This window comes from Mariniflexile sp. AS56 (genome assembly GCF_030552475.1).
Classification (GTDB): Bacteria; Bacteroidota; Bacteroidia; order Flavobacteriales; family Flavobacteriaceae; genus Mariniflexile.
In genome coordinates, this window is sequence record NZ_JAUPED010000008.1 from 77,791 (window position 1) to 96,823 (window position 19,033).

19 protein-coding genes are annotated in these 19,033 nt (G+C 33.1%); 12 read left to right on the top strand and 7 right to left on the bottom strand.

Features of this window, described 5'->3' with window-relative positions; genetic code table 11:
• Positions 1 to 70 precede the first annotated feature (70 nt).
• The 8 genes from Q5N74_RS11155 to Q5N74_RS11190 all read left to right on the top strand — a co-directional run bounded on the left by Q5N74_RS11155 (position 71) and on the right by Q5N74_RS11190 (position 9,435).
• Positions 71 to 844, top strand: a complete 774-nt coding sequence (locus tag Q5N74_RS11155) for an O-methyltransferase (protein WP_304388888.1) — start codon at positions 71 to 73, stop codon at positions 842 to 844.
• Positions 845 to 977: 133 nt separating this feature from the next.
• A complete protein-coding gene (locus Q5N74_RS11160) occupies positions 978 to 1,550 on the top strand; it encodes a cob(I)yrinic acid a,c-diamide adenosyltransferase (protein WP_304388889.1) in 573 nt (190 codons plus the stop codon).
• A gap of 307 nt (positions 1,551 to 1,857) precedes the next feature.
• Positions 1,858 to 2,079, top strand: a complete 222-nt coding sequence (locus tag Q5N74_RS11165) for a DUF2795 domain-containing protein (protein WP_044638512.1) — start codon at positions 1,858 to 1,860, stop codon at positions 2,077 to 2,079.
• Between the two features lie 165 nt (positions 2,080 to 2,244).
• Positions 2,245 to 5,598: a preprotein translocase subunit SecA gene (gene secA / locus Q5N74_RS11170; protein WP_304388891.1), complete on the top strand. Its 3,354-nt coding sequence runs from the start codon at positions 2,245 to 2,247 to the stop codon at positions 5,596 to 5,598.
• A gap of 248 nt (positions 5,599 to 5,846) precedes the next feature.
• On the top strand, positions 5,847 to 6,611 hold the full coding sequence (locus Q5N74_RS11175; protein WP_304388892.1) for a methyltransferase domain-containing protein: 765 nt from the start codon (positions 5,847 to 5,849) through the stop codon (positions 6,609 to 6,611).
• 7 nt (positions 6,612 to 6,618) lie between these two features.
• Complete coding sequence (locus tag Q5N74_RS11180; RefSeq protein WP_304388893.1) at positions 6,619 to 7,356, top strand: glycosyltransferase; 738 nt, start codon at positions 6,619 to 6,621, stop codon at positions 7,354 to 7,356.
• A 10-nt stretch (positions 7,357 to 7,366) separates the two neighbouring features.
• Positions 7,367 to 8,773: a DUF6056 family protein gene (locus Q5N74_RS11185; RefSeq protein WP_304388894.1), complete on the top strand. Its 1,407-nt coding sequence runs from the start codon at positions 7,367 to 7,369 to the stop codon at positions 8,771 to 8,773.
• 221 nt (positions 8,774 to 8,994) lie between these two features.
• Positions 8,995 to 9,435 (top strand): DUF4268 domain-containing protein, encoded by a 441-nt coding sequence (locus Q5N74_RS11190; RefSeq protein ID WP_304388895.1) that lies wholly within the window; start codon positions 8,995 to 8,997, stop codon positions 9,433 to 9,435.
• 17 nt (positions 9,436 to 9,452) lie between these two features.
• Here Q5N74_RS11190 and Q5N74_RS11195 read toward each other — a convergent pair whose 3' ends face one another.
• The 3 genes from Q5N74_RS11195 to Q5N74_RS11205 are packed head-to-tail and all read right to left on the bottom strand — an operon-like array spanning position 9,453 to position 11,284.
• Entirely contained in the window at positions 9,453 to 9,944 is a 492-nt protein-coding gene (locus Q5N74_RS11195) for a GNAT family N-acetyltransferase (protein ID WP_304388896.1), read from the bottom strand.
• A 25-nt stretch (positions 9,945 to 9,969) separates the two neighbouring features.
• A complete protein-coding gene (locus Q5N74_RS11200) occupies positions 9,970 to 10,602 on the bottom strand; it encodes a hemolysin III family protein (protein ID WP_304388897.1) in 633 nt (210 codons plus the stop codon).
• A 1-nt stretch (position 10,603) separates the two neighbouring features.
• Positions 10,604 to 11,284 carry a DUF4294 domain-containing protein gene (locus Q5N74_RS11205; RefSeq protein WP_304388898.1) on the bottom strand — a complete coding sequence of 227 codons (681 nt, stop codon included), beginning with the start codon at positions 11,282 to 11,284 and terminating at the stop codon, positions 10,604 to 10,606.
• A gap of 105 nt (positions 11,285 to 11,389) precedes the next feature.
• On the opposite strand from Q5N74_RS11205, the gene Q5N74_RS11210 reads away from it, so the two are divergent.
• Positions 11,390 to 12,472 carry a M42 family metallopeptidase gene (locus tag Q5N74_RS11210; RefSeq protein WP_304388899.1) on the top strand — a complete coding sequence of 361 codons (1,083 nt, stop codon included), beginning with the start codon at positions 11,390 to 11,392 and terminating at the stop codon, positions 12,470 to 12,472.
• A 139-nt stretch (positions 12,473 to 12,611) separates the two neighbouring features.
• Positions 12,612 to 13,163, top strand: coding sequence for an NUDIX domain-containing protein (locus Q5N74_RS11215; protein ID WP_304388900.1), 552 nt, complete (start codon positions 12,612 to 12,614; stop codon positions 13,161 to 13,163).
• A 117-nt stretch (positions 13,164 to 13,280) separates the two neighbouring features.
• Here the strand turns inward: Q5N74_RS11215 and Q5N74_RS11220 are convergent, their stop codons facing one another.
• The 3 genes from Q5N74_RS11220 to Q5N74_RS11230 all read right to left on the bottom strand — a co-directional run bounded on the left by Q5N74_RS11220 (position 13,281) and on the right by Q5N74_RS11230 (position 16,977).
• Complete coding sequence (locus Q5N74_RS11220; protein WP_304388902.1) at positions 13,281 to 13,649, bottom strand: hypothetical protein; 369 nt, start codon at positions 13,647 to 13,649, stop codon at positions 13,281 to 13,283.
• 175 nt (positions 13,650 to 13,824) lie between these two features.
• Positions 13,825 to 15,225 (bottom strand): dihydrolipoyl dehydrogenase, encoded by a 1,401-nt coding sequence (lpdA, locus tag Q5N74_RS11225; protein ID WP_304388903.1) that lies wholly within the window; start codon positions 15,223 to 15,225, stop codon positions 13,825 to 13,827.
• Positions 15,226 to 15,384: 159 nt separating this feature from the next.
• Positions 15,385 to 16,977 (bottom strand): S41 family peptidase, encoded by a 1,593-nt coding sequence (locus tag Q5N74_RS11230; RefSeq protein WP_304388904.1) that lies wholly within the window; start codon positions 16,975 to 16,977, stop codon positions 15,385 to 15,387.
• A gap of 133 nt (positions 16,978 to 17,110) precedes the next feature.
• Here Q5N74_RS11230 and smpB point away from each other — a divergent pair, with 133 nt between their 5' ends.
• A complete protein-coding gene (smpB, locus tag Q5N74_RS11235) occupies positions 17,111 to 17,569 on the top strand; it encodes an SsrA-binding protein SmpB (protein WP_304388905.1) in 459 nt (152 codons plus the stop codon).
• A 38-nt stretch (positions 17,570 to 17,607) separates the two neighbouring features.
• A complete protein-coding gene (locus Q5N74_RS11240; protein WP_304388906.1) occupies positions 17,608 to 18,165 on the top strand; it encodes a hypothetical protein in 558 nt (185 codons plus the stop codon).
• 23 nt (positions 18,166 to 18,188) lie between these two features.
• Here Q5N74_RS11240 and Q5N74_RS11245 read toward each other — a convergent pair whose 3' ends face one another.
• Complete coding sequence (locus tag Q5N74_RS11245) at positions 18,189 to 18,830, bottom strand: protein-L-isoaspartate(D-aspartate) O-methyltransferase (RefSeq protein ID WP_304388907.1); 642 nt, start codon at positions 18,828 to 18,830, stop codon at positions 18,189 to 18,191.
• Positions 18,831 to 19,033 lie beyond the last annotated feature (203 nt).

A 19,033-nucleotide genomic window follows, 5' to 3' on the forward strand; every position in this document is an offset into this window, starting at 1 on the left:
ACAAAGTTTCAAAGCCTCAGAGTACTTACTTTGTGGCATTGAAACTTTGTCTCTTTGACACTCAGAAACCATGACACACCAAATTAAATCATACCTAAAATTTTTACTAAAATCGAGTAATGAACATGGGGTACATTCTCCTTTTGTTTATAATTTAGTGACCAAATGTTTTTATGATCATTCTACCTATGAGGCTTATAAAAACATAGAAACTTACAAGGAAAACCTACTCCAAATTAAAACTAAAATTACAGTAACTGATCTAGGTGCTGGCTCTACAGTCATTAAAGAAAATCAGCGTAACATTTCTGAAATCACCAAAAATGCAGGCAGTACAAATAAAAGAGCCAAACTTTTATACCGACTTAGCTCCTATTTCAATTTCGAAACCATATTAGAATTAGGCACCTCTTTAGGTATCGCAACACATGCAATGCGTTTAGGCGCTCCAAACTCAAAAATCACAACTATTGAAGGATGCCCTGTAATTTCTGAGTATACCAGAACTAATTTTGAAAGGCTTCAATTAGAAAATATAAATTTAAAAACAGGTGACTTTAAAGATATACTACGCAAAGAAACATCAAACAAATACGATTTAGTTTTCTTTGATGGTAACCACCAAAAAGAGGCGACTTTGCATTATTTTGAAACACTGCTAAATACCGTCCACAACGATTCTGTATTTATTTTTGATGATATTTATTGGTCGGAAGGCATGACGCAAGCTTGGGAGACCATTAAGCAACATCCCCGAGTTACTGTAACCATCGACACCTTCTTTTGGGGGTTTGTGTTTTTCAGAAAAGAACAGGTTAAAGAGCATTTCACTATACGCATTTAGATTAATGAGTTGCTTCAGGTTTTTGACATCATTAAATTTAAGACTTCTACTTCAAACTTTTTCGCGGAATAATAGTCATGAATTAGTTAGAAAAACTTTCAACTTTTTAACTTAGAACTTTTAACTTCGTAATATGAAAATTTATACAAAAACTGGAGATAAAGGTACCACGGCATTATTTGGAGGTACACGTGTGCCAAAACACCATATACGCATTGAAAGTTACGGTACTGTTGACGAGTTAAACTCGTATTTGGGTTTAATTCGCGACCAAGAGATTGACTCTCACTATAAAGAGCTTTTAATTCATATTCAAGACCGATTATTTACGGTTGGTGCTATTTTGGCAACCGACCCTGAAAAAGCAGTGCTAAAAAACGGAAAAGAACGATTGAATATTCCGAAAATATCTAGCGAGAATATTGAACGCTTAGAACATGAAATGGATGCGATGAATGAAGCCTTGCCTCCTATGACGCATTTTGTGCTCCCTGGCGGCCACCAAACGGTGTCATTCTGTCATATTTCACGCTGTGTATGCCGAAGAGCAGAACGCTTAGCTACAGCACTTAACGATATTGAAACAGTGGACCCAAATACCTTAATGTACTTAAACCGCCTTTCTGACTATCTTTTTGTGTTGGCACGAAAGTTGACTTACGACTTACAAGCAAACGAGATTAAATGGATTCCTGAAAAACAGTGATTTTCATGTAAAAACGGTTATGCGTTAGGGATTGCAGTGAAAATCCTTTTTAAAATTGATATGTAATAATAATTGTGTGATCTAAATTATAGTAGATTACCACCGACTTTGTTCACAGAGTAAAGTTTTAAAAAGATTGTAACGAAAAGCCCGACCCGATAGGGAAACGCCCAAATTAAGACTCTTGATTTGAGCTATTTATAATTAAAAACAACACGTTCTTAGAAATAACAATTAAATAATTCATTTTTTCCTTGTGTGTTTAAACTAAAAATTTATTTTTGCACAAAATTAAAACGCACAAAAAATGTATTGGACTTTAGAATTAGCATCTTATTTAAGTGATGCGCCTTGGCCAGCTACCAAAGACGAGTTAATAGATTACGCTATTAGAACTGGAGCACCTTTGGAAGTTGTTGAAAATTTACAGTCTATTGAAGACGAAGGTGATGCCTACGACTCTATTGACGAAATTTGGTCTGATTATCCAACAGATGAAGATTACCTTTGGAATGAGGATGAATATTAATAAAGCATAAAGAAAAGTTAAAAAGTCTCGGTTTGAGGCTTTTTTTTTGTCTTAAATCTTTATAAAACATATTACAAAATGTATCTTTGATTGCTTTTAATAAGTAACAAAAACAAAATAATTCACCACTAGGAAAATCCTAGTTAACACATAACATATATACACATGAGTTTTTTAAATTCTGTACTTAAAGTATTTGTTGGCGACAAATCCAAACAAGATGTAAAGGCTATTACGCCTATTGTAACTAAAATCAAGGCTTTTGAAGCTGCTTTAGAAGGATTATCGAACGACGAACTTAGGGCAAAAACAGCACAGTTTAAAGCAATAATCGCTGAAGCAATACAACCTATAAACGACCAAATAGCCAAATTACTTGAAGAAGCAGAAGCTACTGAAGATATTGATAGACGTGAAGATATTTACTTAGACGTTGATAAGCTTAAAGATGACGCCTACAAAACGACTGAAGATGTTTTAAACGACATTTTACCAGAGGCCTTCGCCGTTGTAAAAGAAACTGCTAAACGTTTTACAAATAACACTAAAATTGCGGTTACAGCAAGTACTTACGATAGAGAACTATCTGCAGATAAGGACTATGTAACTTTAGATAACGATCAGGCCATTTGGTCTAACTCTTGGGATGCTGCTGGAAAAGCCATTACTTGGGATATGGTACACTATGATGTACAACTTATTGGTGGTATTGCCATGCACCAAGGTAAAATTGCAGAAATGCATACCGGTGAGGGTAAAACCTTAGTAGCAACCTTGCCTATGTACTTAAATGCACTTTCTGGAAAAGGTGTGCATTTAGTAACGGTAAATGACTACTTGGCAAAACGTGATAGCGCGTGGATGGCCCCTATTTTTCAGTTTCATGGTTTGACTATTGATTGTGTAGATTACCATCAACCAAATTCTGATGCCCGTAAAAAAGCCTATAACGCCGATATCACATACGGAACCAATAATGAGTTTGGTTTCGATTATTTACGTGATAACATGTCGCACTCACCAAACGATTTGGTTCAACGTCCGCACCACTACGCTATTGTAGATGAGGTCGATTCTGTATTAGTTGATGATGCGCGTACACCGTTAATTATATCTGGACCCATCCCTTTAGGAGAGCGTCATGAATTTAACGAGTTAAAACCTAAAGTAGATGATATTGTTGCCGTACAACGTAAATATTTAACAGGGGTTTTAGCTGAAGCCAAAAAATTAATCACTGCAGGAGATACTAAAGAAGGTGGTTTTCAATTACTACGTGCTTACCGTGGTATTCCTAAAAACAAAGCGCTTATTAAGTTTTTAAGTGAAGAAGGTGTTAAACAACTACTTCAAAAAACTGAGAACTTTTATATGCAAGACAACAACCGCGAAATGCCAAAGGTTGATGCCGAGTTATACTATGTTATTGAGGAAAAAAACAACCAAATAGAACTTACTGATAAAGGAGTTGAATATATTTCTGGTAAAGACAATCCTAACTTTTTCATTATGCCTGAAATAGGTATTGAAATTGCTAAAATTGAAAATCAGAACTTACCTTTAGCTGAAGAAGCTAAGTTAAAAGAAGTCTTATACAAAGATTTCGGTGTGAAATCGGAACGTATTCATACACTTAATCAATTACTTAAGGCCTACGCATTATTTGAAAAAGACATTCAATATGTGGTCATGGACAATAAAGTAATGATTGTAGATGAACAAACAGGCCGTATTATGGATGGGCGTCGTTATTCTGACGGATTACACCAAGCCATTGAAGCGAAAGAAAATGTAAAAATTGAAGATGCTACACAAACTTTTGCAACTGTAACACTTCAAAATTACTTTAGAATGTACCGTAAACTGTCTGGTATGACGGGTACAGCGGTAACAGAAGCTGGTGAATTTTGGGAAATCTACAAATTAGATGTTGTTGAAATACCAACAAACAGGCCTATTGCTAGAGATGATAAAGAGGATTTAGTTTATAAAACGAAGCGTGAAAAATACAATGCGGTTATTGATGATGTAACACAACTTTCGCAAGCTGGTAGACCGGTACTTATTGGTACTACTTCGGTAGAAATTAGTGAACTTCTTGGTAAAATGCTTAGTATTCGTAAAATACCACATAATGTATTAAATGCGAAACAACATAAAAAAGAAGCCGAAATTGTAGATCAAGCAGGTAAATCTGGACAAGTAACCATTGCAACGAATATGGCAGGTCGTGGTACCGATATTAAGTTAAGTGATGAAGTTAAAAAAGCAGGTGGTTTAGCCATTGTAGGTACAGAGCGTCATGATTCGCGTCGTGTAGACCGCCAGTTACGTGGTCGTGCAGGTCGTCAAGGAGATGTTGGTAGTTCTCAATTCTACGTATCGTTAGAAGATAATTTAATGCGTTTGTTTGGTAGTGAACGTATCGCGAAGATGATGGACAGGATGGGATTAAAAGAAGGCGAAGTAATTCAGCATTCTATGATTTCAAAATCTATTGAACGTGCGCAGAAAAAAGTAGAAGAAAACAACTTTGGTGTTCGTAAGCGTTTATTAGAATATGATGATGTTATGAACGCCCAACGTGAGGTGGTTTACAAACGTCGTCACCACGCCTTATTTGGTGAGCGTCTTCGTGTTGATTTAGCGAATATGATTTTCGATACTACCGAAGGTATTGTTGAAACCAATAAAACGGCAAGCGACTTTAAAAATTTCGAATTTGAATTGATTCGTTATTTCTCTATGAGTTCACCAATTACAGAAGCCGAATTTGGTAAACTTTCTGCTCAAGAAATTACTGGTAAAATTTACCGTGCAGCCTTCGATCATTATAAAGAAAAAATGACACGTAATGCAGATCTAGCATTTCCTGTTATTAAAAATGTATACGAAACGCAACGTGATAAATTCAAACGTATTGTAGTTCCTTTTACCGATGGTATTAAAACCTTAAATGTTGTAACCGATCTTGAAAAAGCTTACGAAACAGCAGGTAAACAATTAATTACCGATTTTGAAAAGAACATTACCCTTGCTATTATTGATGATGCATGGAAAACCCATTTACGTAAAATGGATGAGTTAAAACAATCGGTACAATTAGCCGTACATGAGCAAAAAGACCCATTACTTATTTATAAGTTTGAAGCGTTTGAATTGTTTAAAAGAATGATTGATGAAGTGAATAAAGATGTGATTTCATTCTTGTTTAAAGGTGAATTACCTCAAGAAACTCAAAATACCATTCAAGAAGCTAAAGAGCGTAAGCAGGAAAAACTAAATGTGCAAAAAGACGAAATCCCTAATTTAGATGAACGTTCGGCACAAAACAGATCTGCAGGTAATACGCAAAGTCAACAACAAGTTATAGAAACGATTGTACGTGATAAACCAAAAATTGGACGTAACGATCAAGTTACTATCAAACAAGTTATTACTGGCGAAAACAAAACCCTTAAATACAAACAAGCCGAACCTTTATTAGCAAAAGGCGACTGGGTTTTAGTTGAAGAATAAACCAATTCCTGTGAAAACAGAAATCTCATAATTTTAAAAATCCTGATAGAAAACTATCAGGATTTTTTTTTATAACACAAGAGCTATACATCCCAGCTTAGTTCAATTAAAAATTCCTAGTAAATTTTATTAAGAATGAATTAGTATTATTTTTATTAAACTAAATACAGTAATTTAAATTAGAAATGAATTAATTTCGCTCCTGTGGAAATTTAAAAGTCACTTTTTATAAAACAAATTTATCATAAATGGATTTAATAGAGATTAATGAAGATAACACTACTCGACACCCCTGGGAAACCTCAAGAAAAATAATTATAAATAAATTTATTTCTAGAATAAAGAAAAGTGACATTGAAATTCTAGATGTAGGTAGTGGGGACGCATATTTAGCCAATAGTTTTACTTCTAATTTCAAAAACACTTACTCCAACTGTGTTGATATTGGCTATACAGATGCCCAAATAAATAAAATAAAAAACAACTTTAACAACAAAAACCTAAAGCTACATACAACACTTAGTGCTGTTAAAACAAACAAAATAGATATAGTTACATTGTTAGATGTTATTGAACATGTCCCATCGGATATCGACTTCTTAAACGATATAATTAAACAGCCTTTTATTAGTAAAGACACCTACTTTATTATTACTGTCCCTGCTTACCAAAGCCTTTTTAGTCAACACGATATTGCTCTAAAACATTACCGACGGTATAATTTAAAAAAATTAAAACAAGTAATAACAAAAGTCAATCTTAACTACATTGAGGGCGGTTATTTTTTCACGACTTTATTAATTACTCGTTGTTTTCAACTGATTATAGAGAAAACAGCTTCTAAAAAAAATAAAAACCTTGATAATTTAGGAAACTGGAAAGGCAATCGCGTACTCACAAAAATAACTAAAAACACTTTGTTATTAGATTTTCATGTATCTAGACTCTTAAAAAAAACAGGACTTAATTTACCTGGATTATCGTGTTATATAATCTGCTCCTCTAAAGAATAACACCTCTATGAAACTAATCATCATCATACCGTGTTACAACGAAGAGCTCCGATTAAATATTGATAGCTTTATCAAATTTGGTAGCGATCATCAGCATATAAATTTTTTATTCGTTAATGATGGCAGTACCGATAATACAACATTTGTTATTCAACAAATTTGTGATAAATTAAAAAACTCTAGCCTAATTGTTCTAGACAAGAATAAAGGAAAAGCAGAAGCTATTAGAACAGCTGTTCTTTCTTTTAAAAACCAGGTGTCAGAATATGATTTTATTGGATATATGGACGCCGATTTATCCGTGAAGCTTGAAGAATTAAGCAATTTCATTAAAATAATTAATGAAAGAAGCGAGATTAAATTCATTATGGGTTCTCGAGTCAATCTTTTAGGCTCGGATATTAAACGAACTTTAAAAAGGCACTATACAGGAAGGTTATTTGCCACCGTATTTAGCATACTATTTAAAAAAAACATATATGATACGCAATGTGGGCTCAAACTGATTGAATCCTCATTAATAACTCAACTTTTTAAAGATAAATTTATTAGCAAATGGTTATTTGATATTGAATTGATAATAAGATGGGACATTATTTTCCCAGAATATAAAAACATGATTATTGAACATCCTCTAAAATCATGGCATGACATTTCTGGGTCAAAGCTAAAATTAACAAATTTTATTTACGCTCCGTTTCAGCTGTTTCTTATATGGAAAAAGTACCGTAATTTTATTAAATAACATTTAAATAATGCACTATCACGCGATTCAACTCATCCTATCCAAAGTTTCAAAATTATTTAAAAGTGATAATTTTATATTTAGTATTGGATTCTTAACCTTTCTACCATTAGTAACCATTTCTATATACAATAACCCTAGCGCCGACGATTTTTGTTTTAACATAAAAAGTAACGATCTAGGTTTTTGGAACGCACAAATATCATGGTACCAAACATGGACTGGAAGATACACCTCATCTGCGCTGTTAAGCATAGAACAGTTAGTTTCTGAGCCATTTTATGCATATAAGTTCGTCCCAATAGTTTTAATATTAGGCCTGTTTTTTTCACTATACACATTACTTTCATTACTATTTATTAATCTAAAAAAAAGAGATATTTTAGTTTTAATTACACTCATTCTAATTCTTTATTTTTTTCAAATGCCCTCTATCTCGCAAGGTGTATACTGGCTAGCTGGTTCAATTACGTATCAGGTCCCTAATATTTTGTCTATATTTTTAATGTGTTTTTTAATTAAATTACTACAAGTAAAAAACTTAATTTATTTACTATTATCTATTCTGTGTTCATTTCTTATCATTGGCTCAAATGAAGTATCAATGCTTTTGATTGACTATTTTATTTTTACAGTATTTATTTATAATTCCATACACCACAAAAAAATAAATTATTCATTATTACTTTTAGTTCTGTGTATAACAGCATTTTCAATTTTAGTTGTAAAATCTCCAGGAAATACGCTGAGAGCTTCCTATTTCCCTAATAAAAACCAACTGATTTATTCATTGTTCAAATCCTTAGTAGGACTTAAAAGTTATATAGGAATATGGCTTCCTCTAATTATTTTATTTATTTTAATTTATTTCAATGATTTCAGAAGAAAAGCTAACATAATCACTTCCCAATTTTTCAATATTAATCCCTTTATTGCCGTACTTTTTGTGGCAATTATCCCATTTCTAGGATTCTTTACTGGTTATTGGAGTGTTGGCAGAATACCTCCTGAAAGAACCATTAATGTTATTTATTTTATGTTTTTAATTGGTCTTATTTATATATCCTTTGGATTCTTTTACTATTTAAAACAAAAAAAATCAGACTTTATAATCTATACAAAATCAGTTAAATTTTTAATTTACACATTAATTTTTATCCTTTTGGGTCAGAACAACAATATTAGAGTTGCCTATTCAGATCTTATAAGCGGAGCCGCTGATCGTTATAATTTAGAACTAAATGATAGATATAGTAACTTAAAACACAAAGAAGCAACCCTAACATTACCGCCTTTAAAAAACAAACCAAAAACAATATTTTTCGAGGATATTTCAGAAGACCCTAACAACTGGTCTAACCAATGTATTTCAAGGTATTGGGGATTAAACTCGGTTATTAAGGATAAGGATTATTAATAAATTGAATACTAGCTTCAACTTAATCACAAAAACAATCCAAAACCACTTAGTACAAACTAGCTCTCTAATAAGTTTCTACTAAATAGTAAAATCTATTATTTGTTTTTACTTTTGCGTCTGTATTTATTTTGGTTAGAATCAATTTATCTAAATTGTAAAAGAGCTTTAATTCAAAATGACAAATTTCACTTTTTAACTTTCAAAATTTAAAATAACCAGTGTTTAGTAAAGAAGAATCGCGCATATTACGACAAGAATTTTGGACTAGTTTTGGGAAATCGTTTCCACGGAAATGGATTTTATACGATACAAAATTGAAAGGTTTCAGTTTTAAATTCCATTTTGATACAAAAACAGCCTTAGTTACCATTGATTTGGAAGACGACTTGGAATCCCGTATTAAATACTGGGAGAAACTAGTCGCTTTAAAATCGATTCTTTTAGATGAGTATTTACCCGAAGCCATTTTTGAAGAAGCTTATTTTCTTGAAAACGAAAAAGAAATTTCTAGAATTCATGTGTCTTTAGATAAAAAAGTATCCATTCATAACAAAAACACCTGGCGCGATGTGATGGAGTTTTTCAATGAAAACATGAGTTTATTTGAAGCCTTTTTTGAAGAATATAAAGATGTTATTGAGAGCGAACCACATGCATAACCATTGTTAATTCGTAATTAAATTGCTTTAACCATTTCAAAATCGTCCATAACAAAACCATTACCAATATCGGCTACCAACGAGCCTACATTAACAAAACCAATTTTCTCATAGGCTTTAATAGCGTTGGTATTATTAATATTTACTGTAAGCCGAATGGCTTTTAGCCCCTGTTTTTTTGCTTTTTCTTCTATAAATAGTAATCCTGCTTTGGCTATTTTTTTTCCTCTATAAGTACTTAACACGTATATTTTACTAAGAAAAAGAGCTTCTTCTTCTGTCTTAATAGCAATGTAACATGCTGGAGTATCTTCAAAAGTGATTAAAAAATAATCAAAACCATTTTGTACTTGTTCCGCTATCGTCTTTGCAGATTGAAATTTATCGAGCATATAATCTACCTGCGCTTTCCCAATAATAGGAATATAATGTTCTCTCCAAATGGTATTCGCAAGAGTTTCTATTTCTTGAAAGTGTGCTGGTGTAATTGCTGGTAGTATCTTTATCATAAACTATTCAATTCAATAAAATCAATTAAATCACATAAAAGAAGATCATAAAAAAGTGAAAAACGGCACCCGCAAGTACAAACAAATGCCAAATAACGTGGTTATATGGTATCTTTTTAATGGCATAAAATATAATACCAACAGTATATGCTAAACCGCCAGCAAACAACAATAATAAGCCATTGCTATCCATTAATTTAGATAAGTTTGCAAAGTCGAATACAATAAGCCACCCCATAACTAAATACAACAAGGTCGAAAACAGTTCAAACTTACCCGTAAAAAACAGTTTTAAAATAACGCCAAAAACAGCGATGCCCCAAACCACATAAAACAAGGTCCAACCTAGGCTATTAGGCAGGGTTATAAGTAAAACAGGCGTATAAGTACCAGCTATAAGTACATAAATACTAATGTGATCTATAATCCGGAAGTAGTGTTTTTTAACTTCATCTTTTACGGAATGGTATAAAGTAGAGGCTGTAAACAATATTATAATAGAAAGACCATAAACAATAACACTAAACAGACTCCAATCGGTTTTATCGCTATTAAAAACAATAAGTGAAGCCAAACCTAAAACACCAAAAATAGCGCCAATGGCATGAGAAATGGCGTTTAATCGTTCCTGTAATGGTGTTTGCTTAGAATCTGGCACCTTATTCTTTTTTCTGTTTATCCATCCAAATATTGGTTAAATCATAAAAATCGTATTCTTCAGCCGCTTTTTGTCGTACCAATAATCCGTTATTAAAACTACGCTGTAAAATATCTTCAATAAGGTAATCTTCATATACACTTTTAGGATCGAAAGGTTTCTTTAAAGAAATATCAAACATACTAGCCGTGGTATTGTACCAAAAAGCACGCCACCCACTGCGGAGTTCTTTCACCAAACCAAAGGTAGTTTTACCCGTTTGCCTATGTATCAATTTAACCAAAATTTGACCTTCGGTACGTGTTAGTTTTTTTAATTCATCTGAAAACTCACCTTCTATATAACTCTGAATCAACTTCGTATATCGACGTTTATCCTTTTCTTTTTTCATAGACTCTAAACGTGAGCTTAAAGAATCTAAGCGTTCTGAAGCTAACTTGGCATACGGATATACTTTCAGCGTTTTTCGACGTAAAATTAAATACCTAATACGGGCTTCTTTACTCGGGAATTTCAAATCGCCCAGTATATAAATAGGATTTAAATTTACAATGGTTTGAGGCACCGAGTCGCCCTCAATAAACATATATTCGTATTCCGAAAGATCTTCCTCTTCATCCTTAACTTGAGCAAAGAAAAAAATAGGACACACTAAAAATAGATATATAACAAAATTCTTCATAAAACTTCTGGAGCAATAATCATTCAAAATTAACAAATTACAATGTTTAAAACATTTTTTTTGTATTTATATTATTAATTTAGTGCAAAACTTTAACACAATACGATGAAGAGCATTTTAAACAAAAAGTCTATGGACTTTTTAGAAACATATTTAAACAATGCAGCGCCCACCGGTTACGAATGGACTGGGCAAAAACTGTGGATGGATTATTTAAAACCTTATGTAGATGAGTTTATTACAGACACCTATGGTACTGCTGTTGGCGTAATAAACCCAGATGCTAAATATAAAGTTGTTATTGAAGGACATGCTGATGAAATTTCATGGTACGTAAATTACATTTCAGACAACGGATTAATTTACGTGATTAGAAATGGAGGTAGCGACCACCAAATAGCACCAAGTAAGGTGGTAAATATTCATACTAAAAATGGCATTGTAAAAGGCGTTTTTGGTTGGCCTGCGATACATACAAGAGACAAATCGAATGAAGAAGCTCCAAAACCAGATAATATTTTTATTGATTGTGGTTGCAAAACTAAAGCCGATGTTGAAAAATTAGGTGTACACGTAGGTTGTGTAATCACCTATCCAGATGAGTTTCATGTTTTAAATGGGGACAAATTTGTGTGTCGTGCATTAGATAACCGTATGGGCGGTTTTATGATTGCTGAAGTAGCGCGTTTATTAAAAGAAAATAAAAAAACATTACCATTTGGCTTATACATTGTAAACGCTGTACAGGAAGAAATTGGTTTACGTGGTGCTGAAATGATAGCGCAAACCATCAAACCAAATGTAGCGATTGTAACAGACGTAACACACGATACGACCACGCCAATGATTGAGAAGAAATCACAGGGCGATTTAGAAATGGGTAAAGGCCCCGTTATAGCTTATGCTCCAGCGGTACAACAAAAGCTTCGTGATTTAATTACAGATACTGCCGAAGCTAAAAAAATACCATTTCAGCGTAACGCCTTATCGCGTGCTACAGGAACCGATACCGATGCCTTTGCATACAGTAACGGCGGTGTAGCATCTGCTCTAATTTCATTACCATTACGCTACATGCACACCACTGTAGAAATGGTTCATAGAGATGATGTTGAAAACGTAATTAAGCTTATTTATGAAACCTTGCTTAATATAGAAGAAGGCGAAACCTTTAGTTATTTTAAATAAAATTTAATTTGAATCGTCATTGCGAGCTTTTTCAATAGAAAAAAAGCGAAGCAATCTTTTTAATTGAAACTGACTTAAAAAATCAGCGGTATTATTAACAGATTGCTTCGTTTCACGCAATGACGATTTTTAATTTCTTATGGACGAATATATAGACATAGTAGATAAACACGGAAACCCAACGGGAAAGTCTGAATTAAAATCCATAATTCACCAAAAAGGTTATTTCCACCATACGGCGCATGTTTGGTTTTATAATAAACAAGGCGAGATATTACTATCACAACGTTCGGCAAAAAAAATTATTTGTCCGCTTATGTGGGACGTCTCAGTTGCTGGCCATATAGATGCAGGAGAAACTCCAAAACAAGGGGCTATTAGAGAAGCACAAGAAGAAATTGGCTTCACTGTTTTAGAAAGTTCTTTACAACCTATTGGTGTTTTTGAATGTTTTCAATCTTATGATAATGGTATTATAGATAATGAATTTCATAACACTTTTATTGCTGAAATAACAGAGCCACTTTCCGTGTTAAAACGACAAGAGGAAGAGGTCGAAGCCTTGAAATTTGTTACACTCGATACCTTTAAAAACCTTATAGAACATATTGGAGAAGATAATCACTTTGTTCCTTCAAATAAAACTTATTATGAATTGGCATGGCGAAGTATTATGGAAAAGCTTGCTTAAATTAATTTCATGAAACTACTCCTTTTTGCTATTGCTCCCATTTTAATAGTTATTCTTTACATATATTTAAAAGACACCTACAAGATTCTGCATAGCTGAACGCCATTAATTAATTTATTATTCAAACCAAGCCATTAAATTAAAAATATTATTTGTCTTTATAACATTATTAACATCTTTTCGGAATGAGGTTAAGGCTATATTTTGACTAACATCTACGGCCGATAAGTTGTTTTTTCTACAATCTAGATATTGTAATGATGTAAAAGCTTGAATCCCCTCTAAACTCCTTATCTTTTTATTATATAAACTTAAAAAGACAACAGGTTTAACATCGCTGCTCAAAACGAATCCATTTACTTTTTTATCACTATCAATACCCTTTTCGATTAGGGCCCGTTCAAAATTCTTGTCGGGAATACGAACTGATTGAGCATGAGAAAAAGTAAAAATAAAAAAGAACGTTAATCGAAATAGAAATTTCATAACGGCGGTTGGTTGGTTATACTTGTAAGTTACGAATAAAGAACTAAAAAATGCTTATTTACAAAACAAAACACTGATTATCAGATACTAACAAGATGTTACATTAAAAAAAAAGCGAACCATTTAGGTTCGCTTTTTTTTTAATGTATGAGATTCTTGCTTTCGCAGGAATTTGTTATATATGCAACGCTCTATCTCCAGTAGCTGCTAAAGCAGCTTCTTTAATAGCTTCAGTAAATGTTGGGTGTGCATGAGACATACGAGATACATCTTCAGCAGATGCTCTAAATTCCATAGCTACAACTGCTTCCGCAATCATATCCGCAGCACGTGCACCAACCATGTGTACTCCTAAAATTTCATCTGTCTTTTTATCAGCTAAAATTTTAACAAAACCATCTAAATCCATACTTGCTCTACTTCTACCTAAAGCACGCATTGGAAAAGATCCTGTTTTATATTCTACACCTGCCTCTTTTAACTGCTCCTCTGTTTTACCAACTGTAGCAACTTCTGGCCATGTGTAAACAACACCTGGAATTAAATTATAATCGATGTGTGGTTTTTGTCCAGCCAAGGTTTCAGCAACAAACACACCTTCTTCTTCTGCTTTGTGCGCTAACATGGCACCTTTCACTACATCGCCAATCGCATAAATGTTAGAAGCACTTGTTTGTAAATGATCGTTTACTTCAATTTGACCTCTATCAGTTAATTTTACACCAGCAGCTTCAGCATTCAATCCGTCAGTATATGGACGACGCCCTACAGATACTAAGCAATAATCGCCTTTAAATTCAACTTCTTCTCCTTTTTTATTATCTGCTTTCACGATCACTTCATCACCTACGCGCTCAACAGATTTTACTTTATGAGATATGTTGATATTAAATTTTTGTTTCTTCAGTACTTTATTAAGTTCTTTTGAAAGTCCGCCATCCATAGTTGGGATGATACGATCCATAAACTCAACCACAGAAACATCCGATCCTAGACGTTTGTAAACTTGACCTAATTCTAAACCAATAACGCCACCACCAATAACAATTAAATGTTTTGGTATTTCTTTAAGTTTTAAAGCTTCGGTAGATGTAATGACGCGTTCTTTGTCAATATTTATAAACGGTAAGCTAGAAGGCTTACTTCCTGTAGCAATAATGGTGTTTTTTGCCTCAATTACAATAGTTTCATCACCTGCAATAGTAATATGAGTCGCATCTTTAAAGCTTCCTAAACCTTGATACAAATCAATATTATTCTTCTTCATTAAAAAATCGATACCACCAGTAGTTTGGTCTACGACCGATTGTTTACGGGCAATCATTTTTTCAAGGTTCACTTTAATATCTCCAGGAATTTCGATACCATGCTCTTCAAAGTGCTTAATAGCATCTTCGTAGTGATGTGAAGAATCTAAAAGTGCCTTACTTGGAATACAACCTACATTTAAGCAGGTACCACCAAGGGTGTTGTACTTTTCTATAATGGCAGTTTTCATGCCCAATTGTGCGCAACGAATCGCTGCTACATAGCCTCCAGGACCCGAGCCTATAACGGCTACATCGTATGAATTCATATTATATTATTGAAGTATGTTTGTAAAAATTTGAAAACAAAAATACAAATGTTTTATGGTAAGACAATAAAAAAGAATTCTTAAATATGAGTAATTTTTATTTCTATTACATTGAAAATAAAACCCATTATAGATAAGAATCTTTTAAGTTAATGTGTTTTATTCCACTAATTTTTCATTGGTATTAATGGTGTTTAGTATCCAATCTAACTCGGGGTCTATATGCTGTTTCCTGTCTTCAAGGGTAGGAACAATAGCAACATCGGGCATTATACCATAGCCATCTGGAGCTTGCTTAAAAGGTGTTTCAATTTGCATTAAACCCATTCTAATTTTAAGTTTGGAACTTGGCATTTCATAAATTTTATAAATACCTGCTACACAACCATTGTAGGCACCACCTGTTTCTTCCCCTATAAAAACCGCCCTTTTATTGGCTTTTAAATGGGTTGAAATTAGAGACGATGCCGAAAAAGAATTCCCGTTAGTTATAACATACAACTGCCTTTTATAATGTAATGCTTTAGGTTCCTTTTCTTTTGAGAACCTGAAATTATAATAAATTTTACCATCCTTTTTTTTCGTTTTAATGAGATTTTGAGCGATAATTAAAGGAGAAAGCACCACAGTTGACGCTTTTATTATAAACGGCGTTGTGTTACTCATTAAAAATTTAAAATAAGGCAAGCGACTGTTTACCTCACTCGCATCCACTAGTTTATAATTTTTATCAGTTAAGAAGGAATAGAGATAATCAATCTCTGCTATGCGCCCTCCACCATTATCTCGCAAATCTAAAATGAGATGCTCCGTTTTTAACGAATCTAATGTTGCGAAACTTTCTTTATAAAACTTCTTGTAATTACCATTTGTAAAGCTTCGAATGTTCATATACGCAACGGTACTATCCTTTCCTATAAAATCGAAATTTCGTGTATATTCTTTTTTTGACGCTATAAAACCACGTTTTCGATGTTCTTTACGCTTCTTTTTGGCCGCCAAACGGTTTTGATCCTTTTCCGCTTTGGTTAATATTTCAGGAATTACGGGAGCAATAGAATCGCTCTTTGTTTTTTTTTCATCCTTTAAAATACGACGGAATGTTTTTGCAAACAGTGAATCTTGTTGCTTAAATTCAATATTTAAGCTATCTAAATAGCCTTTATCTTTATAATAGAAAGACACAAAACTTCTACCTACTACTCTATTATGCAAGGTTTTATTATAACCATCGGAAGCAAAACGGGTTTTAAACAGGTCTACCAAGTTGGTTGTTGGCTCTCCATCAATTTTAAGAACTTCACTTCCTATTATAGTTGAATCTTTACCTTTGGTTCCAACTACCCACAATTTGTTATCTAAATACTCAAAATCCAAGTCATAAAACTCGAATTTTAGTTTCTTCAACTCTTTTCGCTCTTTTTTTGTGTAGCGCTTACTTACCGATCCTACAGAAATATGCCCTTGTTTTATATGTGCAACTACGGGAGCTAATTTTTTATAAAACTCGCGAGACGTAATGGGTGTTGTTACGCTTGTTTTTAAACTATCAAACTTAAAATCTAAAACCTGTTTTGTGGTGTATTGATATAATTTAGGATGGTGTTTTTGTAATTGGTTATAAACTTTGTCTATATCCGTTCTTAAATCTTCAACCGTATGTAGTTTCGTAATTTGTTCGTTATGCTTTTTGATGCTTCCACAGGAAATCACCAACATTATAACAATAAGAAACAGTAATTGTTTTTTCATAAACCAACTTTCAGAATTTAAGCGAGACTAAATTACTTGTATTTTACCCAATACAAAAAGGATTTAAATTTATTTAACGTTTCAATAAAAAGGTATGTGGGTCTAAAAATAAATTTATGTAGTTTTGTGGTCGATGCAAAAAAATATAAACATACAAAACAAAAAAGCGCGCTTTCTATTTGAAATATTAGACAAGTACACCGCTGGTATTGTACTATCTGGTACCGAAATAAAATCGATACGAAGCAGTAAAGCTTCTATTGCAGAGAGTTTTTGTGAGTTTAATGAAAAAGGAGAACTTTTTGTAATTAACGCCACGATTGAAGAATACGCTTTTGGTAATTATTACAATCACCGCCCTAAAGCGGAACGAAAATTGCTGCTAAATAAGCGGGAACTTAAAAAATTACAAAAAGAAGTTCAAAGTTCGGGACTTACTATTATTCCCCTACGTTTATTTATTAATGAAAAGGGGTATGCTAAATTGGATATTGCTCTTGCAAAAGGTAAGAAGCTTTTTGATAAACGTGAAACAATAAAAGACCGTGATAATAAACGCGATTTAGACCGTGTTAAGAAAAACTTTAAATAAATTACAAACATACGTTTAGGTAAATAATCTGTTTAAAAATGATAAAAAAACTGTTGCTCTTCGCTTTAATTTCTTTTGTATCCATAACCATGTACGCTCAAAAAAAGGGTAATGACAAAGGGAAAGAAAAAGAAGCTCCTAAAGATTATTCCGAACATGTTTTAACCATCGATAGTATCATCAACTCATTATATGCCGTCATTTCTGGTGAAAAAGGCAAAAAAAGAGATTGGACCCTTTTTAAATTTTTATTTCATGCCGACGGAAAGTTAATTACCTCGGGTAAGAATAATGAAAGTAAGTTTCAAATACGTTATATGAAACCTGACGATTATGTTAAAAGTTCTGGGAAATGGCTAGTTGAAAATGGTTTTATTGAAAAAGAAATTCACCGAACTGTTGATGCTTTTGGTAATATGGCGCATGTATTTAGCACCTTTGAGTCGTTTCACAGTAAAAAAGACGACGAACCTTTTATGCGTGGTATTAACAGCATACAACTACTTAACGATGGCACCCGTTGGTGGATTGTAAATGTTTTTTGGGATAATGAAAGCCGTAGAAACCCGATACCTAGAAATTATTTACCTAAATAGACTGTAGTCTACCGTAGACAAAATTAATTTTTATCTTCCAATAAGGGCACGAAACGGAATTCGCCAAACTCATGTTGTTCAAATTCTTTGGTATCTTTTCTAATAAAAAGAGTCATAATTTGTACATCGTCGCCCACAGGAATCACTAACCTACCTCCTATTTTCAACTGACTTAATAAAGGCTTCGGCACAAATGGTGCACCAGCAGTTACAATAATACTATCAAACGGAGCTTCCTCTTTTAAGCCTTTATAACCATCACCAAAAATAAACTTCTTTGCACGATAACCCAGTTTTGGTAAAAAATTACTCGTTTTTTTGAACAATTCTTGTTGGCGTTCAATACTATATACTTTGGCACCCAACTCGCATAAAACGGCGGTTTGATACCCACTACCTGTACCAATTTCTAGAATTTTATCTTCTTTTCTAACTTGTAATAATTCCGATTGAAAGGCTACAGTATAAGGTTGCGAAATAGTTTGATCTGCAGCAATAGGAAACGCTTTATCTTGGTATGCATGGTCTAAAAAACTAGAATCCATAAACAAATGTCTAGGTACTTTTCCAATCGCTGCCAAAACAGCTTCGTTTTTTATTCCTTTGTTTTTTAATATGTTAACTAACTGCAGGCGCAAGCCTTTATGCTTAAAAGTGTCTTTCAATGGTGGTTTGGTTTATAGCGTAAAATTAGTTAAACATTTTTAGGTTATATAGTTTAAATTAGAATTAATTTCAGCTTGTTTTTAATGTGCTGATTACAAATTGAATTGACTTGAAATTTTAAACTTTCACCAATTTTTTGACCCTAGATGAAGCAAGCCTTCTCGTAAATAGTTCTGAACAAGAAGCGGGAACACGGTAATAA